The sequence below is a fragment of the Clostridium sp. Ade.TY genome, assembly GCF_000498355.1.
Lineage (GTDB): Bacteria > Bacillota > Clostridia > Clostridiales > Clostridiaceae > Clostridium.
Genome location: NZ_AVSV01000018.1, coordinates 1 through 13,133 on the forward strand (window position 1 = coordinate 1; position 13,133 = coordinate 13,133).

Genomic DNA, 13,133 nt, shown 5'->3' on the forward strand with positions numbered 1-13,133 from the left:
CAAGCTGTTCTTTTTTAGTATATTTTATTTTCATAAATCTTTCTAATACAGCTTCATCATCAATAAACTTTTCTAAATTCTTTAAAAGGTCTAGGTTCTTAACCCAATCTTCACTTCCTAGAAGTTCAGTTATAAGCTCTGATAATTCTCTGTTACATAGTCTAAGCCATCTTCTTGGAGTAATTCCATTAGTTTTGTTTTGGAATTTTTCTGGATATAATTTATACCATTCATGTAATTCTATATTTTTTAATATATCGGTATGAAGTTTTGCTACTCCATTTACTGCAAATCCTACATAAATTGCAAGGTTTGCCATTCTTGCTTTATCTTCGGAAACGATTCTTAAATTTTCAATACTTTCTTCATCATATCCCTTAGCTTCCAACTCTGATATAAATATTTCATCTATTAAATTTATTATTTCTAATATTCTTGGGAACAATTCTTCAATAAGATCTACATCCCATTTTTCAAGTGCTTCAGCAAGTATTGTATGATTTGTATATGCAAAAGTTTTTCTAGCTATATTTAAAGCATCTTCAAACTTAAATCCTTCTTCATCAACTAAAATTCTAATAAGTTCTGGTATAGCAAGTACAGGATGAGTGTCATTTAATTGAACTGCATGAAGTTTAGCAAAATCTTCAGTAACCTTTCCAAATACTTCTTTATGCTTTCTTATTATATCTTGAAGTGATGCACTTACTAAGAAATATTGTTGTCTAAGTCTTAAAAGCTTTCCTTCTCTATTTGAATCATTTGGATATAATACTCTTGAAATATCTTCAGCTCTATTTTTAAGTTCTAATGCTTCATCATATTTTTGATCATTAAATAATTTAAAATCAAATTCTTTTACAGGTTCACACTTCCAAAGTCTTAAAGTGTTTATATTTTTGCTATTATATCCTATTATTGGAGTATCATAAGGAACTGCTTTAACTGTCATATCCTTAAAATTAACACATACAAATTCACTTTCTTTTCTTATACTCCATGGTTCTCCATATTTAAGCCAACTATCAACATCTTCTTTTTGGAATCCATCTTCAAAATATTGATTAAATAAACCATTATTATATCTTATTCCATATCCATTTAAAGGAACTTCCAGAGTCGCTCCTGAATCCATAAAGCATGCAGCTAATCTTCCAAGGCCTCCATTACCAAGTCCTGCATCTTCTTCTATTTCTTCTATATCATTTAAACTAAATCCAAGTTCATCTAAAACTTCTTCAACCTCATTATATAATCCTAAACTAATAAGATTATTACCAAGTGCTCTTCCCATTAAATATTCTGCTGAGAAATAATACGCATTTTTTTCTTTTGAATAAAGCTCTTCTGTTTCATTCCAATTATCAACTATATTTTCTAGTAATGTTAATGATAAAGCATTAAATACTTCAAAATCTTTTGCTTTCTTTATATCGCTTATGCCATATTTTACTTTTAAATATCTTGATATACCTTTTTTTATTTCATCTCTTTTCATTACTTTTTCATCCTTCCATATAGCTTCGTAATTTTATATATTTTTTTAGCTAATTCATCAGTTAAATCTTCTTCTTTAACTCTCCAAACCCAATTGCCACCTAATGTTGATGGTAAATTTATTCTTGCTTTATTTCCTAAATCTAAAAAGTCTTGCATAAGAGCTATTGATGTATCTGAAACACTACTCCAAACACCTCTTATAAAACCCCAATTATATCCTTCTTCCTCTGTAAGTTTTAAATAATCTATAGCATGTTTTACATCTTCTTTATTTCCTGTAACTTCAAACCATCCTCTGACTGTATCATTATCATGAGTACCTGTATAAGCTATTGAGTTATTTATATAATTGTGTGGTAAATAATCACTTTCTTCTCTTGAATCAAAAGCAAATTGTAACACTTTCATTCCTGGAAAGCCTGTCTCATCTCTAAAATCTATTACTTCTTGAGTTAAGTATCCTAAATCTTCTGCTATAACGTTAACATCTCCAAGTTCTCTCTTTATAGCATTAAATAATTTAATTCCAGGACCTTTTACCCACTCACCATTTACTGCTGTAGCATCACCATAGGGTATTTCCCAATATGATTCAAAACCTCTAAAATGGTCTATTCTTACAATATCATAGAGCTTTAAGCTTTCTCTAACCCTATCAATCCACCAAGCATATCCTGTCTTTTCTAAGTAATCCCAATCATATATTGGATTTCCCCAAAGTTGTCCAGTTTCTGAAAATGCATCTGGAGGACAACCTGCAACTTTAATAGGTTCTTTATTTATATCCAATAAAAATGCATCTGGATTTGCCCAAACATCAGCACTATCCTCTGCCACATATATAGGCATGTCACCTATTATTTTAATTCCTAAATTGTTTGCATAACTTTTTAGCTTATTCCATTGCTTAAAGAAGTGATATTGTAAGAATACCCAATAATCAATTTCTTTATTCAATATTCCTCTATATTTATCTAAAGTCTTTTCATCTCTTAACTTTAATTTTTCATCCCATTTTTGCCAACTTATTAAATTAAATTTCTCTTTAAGGGCCATGTAAAAAGCATAATCTTCAAGCCATAACTTATTTTCATCTCTAAATTTTGCTATTTCTTTTTTTTCTATTTCTTTAGAATTTTCATATGCTTTTTTTAAGACTTTCATCTTATTTTTAAATAATACTGAGTAGTCTATGCACTCTCTGTCATCACCAAAATTCACATTATCATAATCTTCTTTTTTTAATAATCCTTCTTCTCTTAAAATATCAAAGTCTATAAAATATGGATTGCCTGCAAACGCAGAAAATGATTGATATGGTGAATCTCCATAACTTGTAGGTCCTAAGGGTAATATTTGCCAATAAGTCTGCCCTGATTTATGCAAAAAATCTGCAAACTTAAATGCTTCCTTTCCAAAAGTACCTATTCCATATTTTCCTGGTAAAGATGCAATGTGCATTATAATTCCGCTTGCTCTTTCCATATTACCTCTCCCCCTTATATTTTGATCTTTTAACTCTTAATCTCTCTACATGATTCTCTCTCTATAATTTGTGTTTCAAAAAGTACATGTTCATGATTTCCCTTATTATTAAGTAAATCAATAAGTAATTCAACACTATGCTTAGCCATATTTTTCTTAGGCTGCTTAACTGTCGTTATACCTGGAGTATAATATTTGCTAACATCAAGTCCATCAAATCCAATAATAGAAATATCTTCTCCTATTTTTAATCCCTTATCAGAAACAGCCTTCGCTGCTCCAACTGCCATTATGTCTGAAATGGCAAATATAGCTGTAATATCATTTTTATTTTCCAGCATATACTTAACTGCATCATAAGCTGGCTTATAATCATAATTACCTATAAAAACATTATTCTCATCGTACTTTAATCCAAAATCTTCAATTGCTTTTTTATATCCTTGTAATCTTAATTTACTTATTCCAACGTCATTCTCATCACCAATAAGTATTCCTATATTTCTATGTCCTTTTTTAATAAGATACTTAGTAACATCTTCTGCTGCTACTACATTGTCTATTCCTATAGATGAAAATTTGTTCTTATTTTCTTTAAATAATGTATTTACTGAAGTTAACACAACAGGAACATCTAATAATTCTAAGCTGCTATCATCAATATTTAAAAAGTTTCCACCAAGACAAATAACACCTTGTAATCTTTTTTCTTTTACAAATGCTATAAGTCCATCAATATCATCTTCTGTTTTATAATCATTATTTTGAATAATCATTGTATAACCAGCTTCTGTAATTTTATTTCCTATTATATTTAACATTTCTGAAAAAAATGGGTTAAATACCCCTTTTATTAAAACACCAATATTTCTAGTTGAATTTTGTTTTAAAATTCTTGCACTATTATTGGGTACATACTTGCTTTCTTTTATTATCTTTTTTATTTTTTCTCTCGTTTCATCTTTTACATCTGGGTGATCATTTATAACTCTTGATACTGTACTAACTCCTACTCCAGCCATTTTAGCAATATCTTTTATATTCATAAGATATACCTCCTAAGTTGTAATAAATACCGGTATCGTTACCAATAAAAATAATTATACTATTTAAAGTAGGTTTTTAGCAACTTACCCAAATAAATTTTAAAACTTATTTAGTTATATGTTCTTTAATCATTTCTTATGCTTAAATATGGAGATTCAAATAATTATATTTCTATAAATAAAATTTACCCCTAAATTTTAAAAATCTATTTCATAATCTTCTTTGAATCTCCACAAAATACAGTTTTCTATACTTTTATAAAATAATTTTTAACCTTTTACTGATCCTGCGACTAGTCCCTTTGACATGTATCTTTGTCCAATAGATGCTAAAACAACAATTGGAATAGATGCCATTATTGCACCTGCTGAATATTGTGTCCAGTTAGTTGAGAATTGATTTGTTATAAATTGTTGTAATCCTAATGGAACTGTTTGAAGTGTTGGACTCTTCATAATTGCTGATGTAAATATAAATTCACTATATGCTCCAACAAATGTAAATAAGAATATTACTAATAACATATTTCTTGTTAATGGTAATACAATCTTTAAAAATGTTTGGAATGTACTTGCTCCGTCCACATATGCAGCTTCTATAAGTTCCTTTGGTATTCCATCAATGAAACCTTTCATAAGCCAAATATTATATGCAGTAGCACCACATTGAATAATAATTAATGTAATTAAATGATCCATAGCATTTAATCTATATACTATTGCTAATATTGCTGGTAATGCCATTGCTGCTGGGAACATTTGAAGTAATAATAAAAACATTAGTCCGTTTTTTCTTCCTGTAAATTTTAATTTTGAGAAAGCAAACGCAATTGGTATTGTAAGTATTAACTGAATTACTGATACAGCAAAACATACAATTAATGAGTTCCTAACCCATTGTAGGAAGTCTGTTTCTGTTAAAACCTTTTTATAGTTTTCTAATGAAAAACTTTGTGGAAATAAAGTTGTTTGTGTAAAGGCTTCACCTTTCGCCATTGATGCTCCTACTATTGATACAATAGGGAATAAAACTATAAAAACCATAAAGATTAGAAATATTCTAGAAATCCATACTCCTTTAACTTCTGAAGGTCTTAACTTTTTCTTATAAGTTAAATTATTTGTATTACTCATCTATTCAACCTCCTCAAATTGTCCTGACTTCTTCATTTGGAAATATGACATTGAAGCTAATATAACAAATAATATTATACTAATAGTTGATGCTATATCGAATCTTCCAAATTGAGTTGAAAGTTTGTAGTTTACTGATGCAAGTATATCTGTATAACCAGCAAATTGCGTTGCTACTCTAGGTGGTCCACCTTCTGTAATCATGAACGCTGATGCAAAGTTATTAAAGTTAAATGCAAAAGATGAAATTACTAAAGGATATGCTGTCCTAGCTAAACTTGGTAAAGTTATCTTTTTAAATTGAGTCCATTTACTAGCTCCATCAACTTCTGCTGCTTCATAATACGTATCTGGTATAGCTCCCAATGCCCCTATACATACATTCATCATGTATGGGAATCCAAGCCATATAGTTACTAAAATTATTGATAATCTAGCCATATTCGGATCTGTTAACCATTCAATAGGTTGACTTATTATATGTAAATGCATTAATAAATTATTTATCGCACCATAACTTCCATTTAAAAGACCTTGCCATGAAAGTACTGCAACTGTTGCAGGTAATGCCCATGGAATAATTAATATTGCCTTATAAAATCCTCTTTCTTTTAAGTTATGATTATTTACCGCCATTGCAACAATAAGACCTAAGAAGAATGTTCCTAGTGTTGCTAAAACTGCGAACACTATATTCCATCCAAGTACTGGTAAAAATACATCTTTAAAAGGACCAGTAAATACATCAACAAAGTTCTTTAATCCAACAAACTTTGGTGATCCATTTGTAAACATTGTGTAATCAGTAAAAGCTATATATACTGTATATACTATTGGGAAAACTGTAAATATAAGCATTGATATAAGTGCTGGAAGCATATATGGTAATGCCTTTAGATTATCATTTTTTTTCTTACTTTTTTTTGCCACCCTTTTCATCTCCTTATTTTAATAGTTTATAGAAAATAAGGGGATTAAATCCCCTCATTTCTTAATAACTATTTTTGTTGAGCTATACCTTGTTTTATTTGTTCGTCCATAAGTTTACCGCATTCTTGTGGAGTTATTTTACCAGCTGTTAATAAAATTAAATTATTTCCAGCAGGTTGCCACATTGCTTGTACTTCTGGAATATTTGGCATTGGCACTGCTACTTTTACTTGTTCTGCAAAAGCTGACATGTATTTGTTATCTTTGAAATCTTTACTTTCTATATCTTTCTTAAGTGCTGGAATTCTGTTACCTTTATCTAATACTATTTTTCCTGAATTATCTAATAAGTATTTAGCTAATTTCCAAGATAATTCTTTATTTTCTGATTTAGAACTTACAAATGCTGTTTGAACACCCATAAATGTTGGTACTTTCTTACCGTTTAATGTTGGCATTGGAGCTACTGCAAAGTTTACTCCTGCTTCTTTAAATGGTGTTACATCCCATGGACCTGATATATATAATCCAATTTTCTTTGATGTAAAGTCACCTTTTGCCATATCACCTTTGATATCTGCTGCCATTAATTTATCTTTTTGAACTAAGTCTTGGATAAATTGATATCCTTTAATAGCTCCTGAATTATCTAATCCTATATTATTTGGATCTAATGTTCCGTTATTATCTTTAAATACATAACCACCATTTGCTGCTATAAATCCATAGCTATTATAGAAGTTATTTATATCATATTTAAATCCAACATTTTTTCCTTCTTTTACAACTTCATCCATAGTTTTTGGAGCTTTTTTAACTTTATCTGTGTTGTAGAAAAGTGCTATTGTCTCTTCTGCTACTGGAAGTGCATATCTTTTTCCATTTATAGTTACAGCTTTCATAACTTGGTCTGATGAAAATTCACTATCTTTTACTAAATCTTTTGGTACTTCTTCTAAAAGACCAGCCTTTTCATAAATACCTAATTGGTCATGAGCTACACCAAACATTAAATCTGGACCTTTTCCTGCTTTAGTAGCTTGAACAGCTTCTTGTGTTTTACCTTTATCATGTACAAGTGTTACTTTAACGCCATTATCTTGTCCCCATTTTTCAACCATTGGTTTCATTGCATCAATTTCTTGATCAGTTAAATGAGACCAAACTTTAAGTTCTTTTGTAGAGCTAGCTTCCTTTGAACTTCCACATCCAGCTAATGCTCCTGCTAGTACAGTAGTTGCAACTAACGCTGCTAAAATTTTCTTCTTACGTTTTAACATTTTAAATCCCCCTATACCTTATTATTTCGGTAACGATTCCAAAAAAGCCATAAAAAATTTTAATACCACTGAATGATCTTTTAAAATAGTTCCTATTGGAATTTAGGTAACGATTCCAAAAACCACAAAATTTTAAACAACACTAAATGATATTCTAATAAATATTTTTTGTTATCGTTTTCAACTATATTTTATAACTTTAGGGAAATGTTTTCAACTACATTTTTACACATTTCCCTATTTTTAATATTATATTTAAATCTTATTAAAAATTTATTCATATTTTTCTTCTAAATTTTTTTCTTTCCATATTAAATACGCTATTTTAAATACATTAGCATCATTAAAATCTCTTAAATCAAAAGAAGTATTTTTATAAATTTTATCTAACCTATAAATAAGTGTATTTCTGTGGATATATAATTTTTTTGATGCTTCACTTAAATTTGTTCCACACCCTAAAAATACATCTATAGTCCTCATAAACTCAGAATCTAAATTTTTAAGGACAGGTTCAAATTTTTTATATATTTTATTTTTAAAATCATCATTCACATTATCTATAATACTTTCAAATAACAATTCATCTTCTCTATAAATATTTTTTTGCAAATCATATTTTATTCCTATTGAAATATTTACTTTATTCTTATTGAAAGCTTCAATTAATTCATCTAAATTTGAAGCTTTACTATAGCTTATATAACAATTATTATATAAATTGGATATTATTGATTCTTTTATTCCATTTATATGCTCTTCAATATCTTCAAAATTTCCAATTAAAATAATATTATTATCTATAATAGTACATATAATATCGCTGTCTTCATAACTAGCCTTTATTAACTCTTCACCAAGACTTAATTCTTCTTTTATGAAAATATTTATAACAAAAAGATTCTTTTTTGAAAAATATATATGATTCATAATAGCCTCATTATAAGTTTTTTCTCCATTAAATATACTTTTAAGCATATCTTCTTTGCTTACTATAAGACTACTAAGCTTATCTTTTATTAAATAGCTTAGAAGAGAAATACAGTTTTTATATTCATTTAAAGTAGTAATTTCTATACGTCTACCTTTTATATTTATATAAGTAGATATATTTTCTTTTTTATAATTTATTTTCGGGTTAATCGTTGAGAATTCTATTTTTCCATCATACTTAACTAAAAATGGGATTTTAGTATTTTTATTTACTTCTTCTAAAAACTTATAAAAACTGCACATTTCATTACCTCTCTAAGCTTAAATATTAATTAGCAAATTCTATCATTTGACTCCCTATCAAATATGTGAATTCTATCTGGTTCAACGTAAAACATGCCTTTGCTACCTATTGTTAAAGCACTATTACCGTTGACTCTAACAGTTATATTTTGATTATTTGATTTACCATAAATATAACTTTCTGCTCCCATACGTTCAACAACGTCAACTTCACATTCTAAAAGTGAATCTTTATTATTTTCAACTAAATTTTCTTCATCCTTTATATCTTCTGGTCTTATTCCAAATATAAAGCTTTCTCCCATAAGACCTTTTGTTTTTATAACTTTTCCTTTTTTATCTGAAAGTCTTACTCTACCACCTTTTTTGAAATTAACAAAGAATTGTCCATCTTTTTCTTCTATAGTTCCTTCTAAAAAGTTCATTTGTGGACTTCCTATAAATCCTGCAACAAACATATTAGCTGGCTCTGAGTAAATTTCAGAAGGACTTGCTACTTGTTGTATTATACCATCTTTCATAACAACAATTCTTGTACCCATTGTCATAGCTTCAACTTGGTCATGAGTTACATATATAAAAGTTGTTTGTAATTCTTGATATAACTTAGAAATTTCTGTTCTCATTTGAACTCTAAGTTTTGCATCAAGATTTGATAGTGGCTCGTCCATCAAGAAAACTTTAGGATTTCTAACTATAGCTCTTCCTAACGCAACCCTTTGTCTTTGTCCACCTGAAAGTGCCTTTGGCTTTCTGTCTAATAAATGTTCTATATCTAATATTTTTGCTGCATCATGTACTTTCTTATCAATTTCTTCCTTTGGTAATTTTCTTAATTTTAATCCAAATGCCATATTATCGTAAACTGTCATATGTGGATATAATGCGTAGCTTTGGAATACCATTGCTATATCTCTTTCCTTTGGTTCTACATCATTAACTAATTTATCTCCTATATATAGCTCACCTTTTGATATTTCTTCAAGACCAGCTATCATTCTTAATGTTGTTGATTTACCACAACCTGAAGGACCAACAAAAACTATAAATTCTTTATCTTCTATTTCTAAGTTAAAGTCTTTAACTGCTGCTACATCTCCTGGGTAAATTTTATAAATATGTTTTAATGATAAATTTGCCATATTATCTTCCTCCAATAACTAATATAAATTCTAACAAAACCTTATAGCCTTATATTACATTAGTTAAACATTTTCATCTATGCACAAAAATCACAAAGCTCATGTTATATTTTTGTATAAATTTCTAAAATTTATAAATTTTTAAGTTATTAGTAAGTTTTTTTATTTTTTAAGTTATATTTCTTTAAGATTGCTTTAAGAGAAACTAAAGTTTCCTTTGTTACTATTTTTATATAGTTAATTTGAATTTTTTTGGAGGTTACTACTTATGAATTTAGATATAATTACAAATTATTTTTCACAATATGGACTAATATTTATTTTTATTATTATATTTTTAGAATATCTTAATTTACCTGGGCTTGCTGCTGGTATTATAATGCCTGCATGTGGTGTTCTTATAGCTAAAGGTAATATTAGCTTTATATCTGCCATAATAATTTCAGTAATAGCTGGAGTTTTAGCTAGCATCTGTTTATATATTATTGGTCGTTATAGTGGTAATTTTCTATTAAATAAATATGTATCTAAGTTTCCGAATCAAAAAGATATTATAAATAAAATTTCTAATAGAATAAATGAAAAAGGCAATTATGGAATATTCATAAGCAAACTAATTCCTGTAGCTAGAACTTTAGTAGCAATACCAGCTGGTGCTTTTAAAATTAACTTTACCAACTTTGTTTTATTTTCTTCCCTTGGAATTTTTGTTTGGAATACTTTATTTATTAGTGCTGGTTATTTCTTTGGTAATATAATATTCCCTTAATATAAATAAAAATAGCTAAATAGTATTATGTTTATATTTTAATACTATTTAGCTCTTTATTTTCTAATAATCATATCCTATTATTTCTCTTGATTATTGGAGTTTTCTCTCTTTTGTTTCTTTTCAGTCTTATCTCTTTCTTTTATACGTTGTGAAAGATACATATATTCAATGATTTTCTTTCTATCATAAAGTAATTTCTTTTCCATTATAGTTTCAACTAATACTTGTGCTAAGTAGTCTGAATCATGCTTTATTGTTCCTTTACTAACTCTTACAAGATTTTTTTCAACTATATCAATTCCAAGATCATTTAATTTCTTATTATCAATCTTAACTGGTTCTGATCCTTTTACTTTATATTTTTCTTTCATAAAATCACTTATACTACCAACATTTGCAATAACACAATTAACAATATTTTTTCCACCATATTTTCTTAAAACTTTTATATGGTCTGATACATTAAATCCATCAGTTTCACCTGGTTGTGTCATTACATTTGATATATATATTTTGAATGCATCTGATTTTTTTATTGTGCTTACAATACCATTTACTAAAAGGTTTGGAAGCACACTTGTATAAAGACTTCCTGGTCCCATAACTATTGCATCGGCATCTTCTATTGCTTTAATAGCCTCTTCTAAAGGCTTAGCATCCTTAGGTTCAATAGATAGCCTATTTATTTTTGATTTTTGTCTTAAAGCCTCTCCTGGTATATCTGATTCACCTATAACAATATTTCCATTTTCAAGTTCTGCAATTAATTTCATATCATCTAATGTAACTGGTAATACTTTACCTGTTACAGCAAGTACTGAACTCATCTTTTGTACTGCTTCTTCAAAGTTTCCTGAAACTCCATCCATAGCAGCCAAAAATAAATTACCAAAACTTTGTCCTTTAAGCCTTCCATCTTTAAATCTATATTGAAGTAAATCTTCCATCAAAGGCTCTGTATCTGCTAGAGCTAATATACAGTTTCTTATATCACCTGGTGGCAACATACCAAGATCTTCTCTTAAATCTCCTGAACCGCCTCCATCATCTCCAACAGTAACTATAGCAGTTATATTTGATGTATAATACTTTAATCCTCTAAGCATTGTTGAAAGTCCAGTACCCCCACCTATAACAACTATTTTAGGTCCTTTTACTAACAGCCTTTTTTCTGTTATTAATGTCTCTATTTTTCTACTATCTAAAGACATTCTTATATATCCTTTATTCATAAGTGCAATAACAGATTTCATTCCTTCTGTTATTGATATATACATAACAAATATTCCTGTTACATTAAGACATATATAAAATAATTTATAATAAATATCATATACTCTATGGGTAACTAATTCATTAAATCCAAATGCTATTAAAAGTACTCCAAATAAACCAAATGCAATCCATCTCTTAACCCTAATACCAGGTTTTATCCAATCAGAGAGCCTCATAGTTTCTTTTCTCCCTTATTTACATCTTCAACTATGTCTCTATGCTCTATGCCTGTTTTATATCCTTCTTCAGCTAAAAGTTCATATACTCTATTTGCTATTGCAACTGATCTATGTCTTCCACCTGTACATCCTATAGAAATAATAAGTTGTCTCTTTCCTTCTTTAGTATAATTAGGAATTAAAAACTTTAACATATCCATAAGTTTTTCTAAAAATCCTTCTGTTTCCTTTTGCTCTAAAACATACTTTTTAACTGGTTCATCTAACCCTGAAAACTGTTTTAATTCAGGTATATAAAATGGATTTGGAATAAATCTAACATCAAATACTAAATCTGAATCAACTGGTATTCCATATTTAAATCCAAAACTTAACACAGTTACTGAAAGCTCCTTATCTGGTTCTTCTGCTGAACCATAATATGAATTCATTTTTTCTCTTAAATCTCTAATAGCATATTTTGATGTATCAATTATTACATCAGCTCTATCTTTAACTTCTCTAAGTTTATTTCTCTCTTCAATTATTCCTGTAAGTACACGAGACTTTGGTGAAAGAGGATGGCTTCTTCTTGCTTCTTTAAATCTCTTTACTAACACTTCATTTGATGCTTCTAAGAATAAAATTTCATATTTAAAATCATTATTCTTTAAATATACTAAACTCTCAAATAAGTCATCAAAGAATACTCCACCTCTTATATCTGTAACTATTGCTACTTTTTCTATATTCCCATTCTTGCAAGCCTCTGCAAACTTAGGTATTAATTGTGGTGGAAGGTTATCAACACAAAAGTATCCTAAATCTTCTAAACTTCTTGTTGCTTCTGTCTTTCCTGCTCCTGATAATCCTGTAACTATTACAAATCTCATACCTACTCCTCCTTTAAGTCTAATTTATAATAATTATACCATATATATATTCTTTTCAATGTATAATTCAAACTTCTACCTAACATTGTAATCTTAATAACGAATTATATTATAAATCACTCTGTTTATCTTTTATAGATTATTTAAATAATTTAAGAAACTCTTTATTTTCTAGAATTATTTTACATATATAGTTAATAGTTTTCTACAATAATCAAAAATTTATTTATCTTTTTATTCTTTAATATATTCTCTAATTAATATATATTTACAAAAAAATAA

General features: G+C 28.1%; 11 protein-coding genes. 1 reads left to right on the plus strand and 10 read right to left on the minus strand.

The window, feature by feature from the left end:
- The 8 genes from glgP to ugpC all read right to left on the minus strand — a co-directional run.
- Positions 1-1,498, minus strand: a 1,498-nt coding sequence (gene glgP, locus O212_RS0106320) for a glycogen/starch/alpha-glucan family phosphorylase (protein WP_024614289.1), incomplete at its 3' end; no start/stop codon positions are given.
- A complete protein-coding gene (gene malQ / locus O212_RS0106325; protein ID WP_024614290.1) occupies positions 1,498-2,985 on the minus strand; it encodes a 4-alpha-glucanotransferase in 1,488 nt (495 codons plus the stop codon). The genes malQ and glgP, both read right to left, overlap by 1 nt.
- Positions 2,986-3,014: 29 nt before the next feature.
- Entirely contained in the window at positions 3,015-4,031 is a 1,017-nt protein-coding gene (locus tag O212_RS0106330) for a LacI family DNA-binding transcriptional regulator (RefSeq protein ID WP_024614291.1), read from the minus strand.
- 270 nt (positions 4,032-4,301) lie between these two features.
- Positions 4,302-5,165 carry an ABC transporter permease subunit gene (locus tag O212_RS0106335; protein WP_024614292.1) on the minus strand — a complete coding sequence of 288 codons (864 nt, stop codon included), beginning with the start codon at positions 5,163-5,165 and terminating at the stop codon, positions 4,302-4,304.
- The gene (locus tag O212_RS0106340; RefSeq protein ID WP_024614293.1) at positions 5,166-6,104 is read right to left on the minus strand and encodes a sugar ABC transporter permease; all 939 of its coding nucleotides are present in this window, start codon (positions 6,102-6,104) and stop codon (positions 5,166-5,168) included.
- 59 nt (positions 6,105-6,163) lie between these two features.
- On the minus strand, positions 6,164-7,375 hold the full coding sequence (locus O212_RS0106345; RefSeq protein ID WP_024614294.1) for a maltose ABC transporter substrate-binding protein: 1,212 nt from the start codon (positions 7,373-7,375) through the stop codon (positions 6,164-6,166).
- Positions 7,376-7,648: 273 nt separating this feature from the next.
- Positions 7,649-8,611, minus strand: coding sequence for a helix-turn-helix domain-containing protein (locus O212_RS0106350; protein WP_024614295.1), 963 nt, complete (start codon positions 8,609-8,611; stop codon positions 7,649-7,651).
- Between the two features lie 29 nt (positions 8,612-8,640).
- Positions 8,641-9,753 (minus strand): sn-glycerol-3-phosphate ABC transporter ATP-binding protein UgpC, encoded by a 1,113-nt coding sequence (gene ugpC / locus O212_RS0106355; RefSeq protein WP_024614296.1) that lies wholly within the window; start codon positions 9,751-9,753, stop codon positions 8,641-8,643.
- A gap of 268 nt (positions 9,754-10,021) precedes the next feature.
- Here ugpC and O212_RS0106360 point away from each other — a divergent pair, with 268 nt between their 5' ends.
- Entirely contained in the window at positions 10,022-10,522 is a 501-nt protein-coding gene (locus tag O212_RS0106360) for a DedA family protein (protein ID WP_024614297.1), read from the plus strand.
- Positions 10,523-10,602: 80 nt separating this feature from the next.
- On the opposite strand, the gene O212_RS0106365 is transcribed toward O212_RS0106360, so the two are convergent.
- Both O212_RS0106365 and rapZ read right to left on the minus strand, forming a co-directional pair.
- Positions 10,603-11,976, minus strand: a complete 1,374-nt coding sequence (locus O212_RS0106365; protein ID WP_024614298.1) for a gluconeogenesis factor YvcK family protein — start codon at positions 11,974-11,976, stop codon at positions 10,603-10,605.
- Positions 11,973-12,851, minus strand: a complete 879-nt coding sequence (gene rapZ / locus O212_RS0106370) for an RNase adapter RapZ (protein ID WP_024614299.1) — start codon at positions 12,849-12,851, stop codon at positions 11,973-11,975. Before rapZ ends, O212_RS0106365 begins: the two co-directional genes overlap by 4 nt.
- Between the last annotated feature and the right edge of the window lie 282 nt (positions 12,852-13,133).

Excerpts from the sequence above, each read along its gene's own strand:
- O212_RS0106345 (WP_024614294.1), bottom strand. The coding sequence starts at position 7,375 with ATGTTAAAACGTAAGAAGAAAATTTTAGCAGCGTTAGTTGCAACTACT.
- ugpC (WP_024614296.1), bottom strand. The coding sequence starts at position 9,753 with ATGGCAAATTTATCATTAAAACATATTTATAAAATTTACCCAGGAGAT.
- rapZ (WP_024614299.1), bottom strand. The coding sequence starts at position 12,851 with ATGAGATTTGTAATAGTTACAGGATTATCAGGAGCAGGAAAGACAGAA.
- O212_RS0106350 (WP_024614295.1), bottom strand. The coding sequence starts at position 8,611 with ATGTGCAGTTTTTATAAGTTTTTAGAAGAAGTAAATAAAAATACTAAA.
- O212_RS0106330 (WP_024614291.1), bottom strand. The coding sequence starts at position 4,031 with ATGAATATAAAAGATATTGCTAAAATGGCTGGAGTAGGAGTTAGTACA.
- O212_RS0106365 (WP_024614298.1), bottom strand. The coding sequence starts at position 11,976 with ATGAGGCTCTCTGATTGGATAAAACCTGGTATTAGGGTTAAGAGATGG.
- O212_RS0106340 (WP_024614293.1), bottom strand. The coding sequence starts at position 6,104 with ATGAAAAGGGTGGCAAAAAAAAGTAAGAAAAAAAATGATAATCTAAAG.
- malQ (WP_024614290.1), bottom strand. The coding sequence starts at position 2,985 with ATGGAAAGAGCAAGCGGAATTATAATGCACATTGCATCTTTACCAGGA.
- O212_RS0106360 (WP_024614297.1), top strand. The coding sequence starts at position 10,022 with ATGAATTTAGATATAATTACAAATTATTTTTCACAATATGGACTAATA.
- O212_RS0106335 (WP_024614292.1), bottom strand. The coding sequence starts at position 5,165 with ATGAGTAATACAAATAATTTAACTTATAAGAAAAAGTTAAGACCTTCA.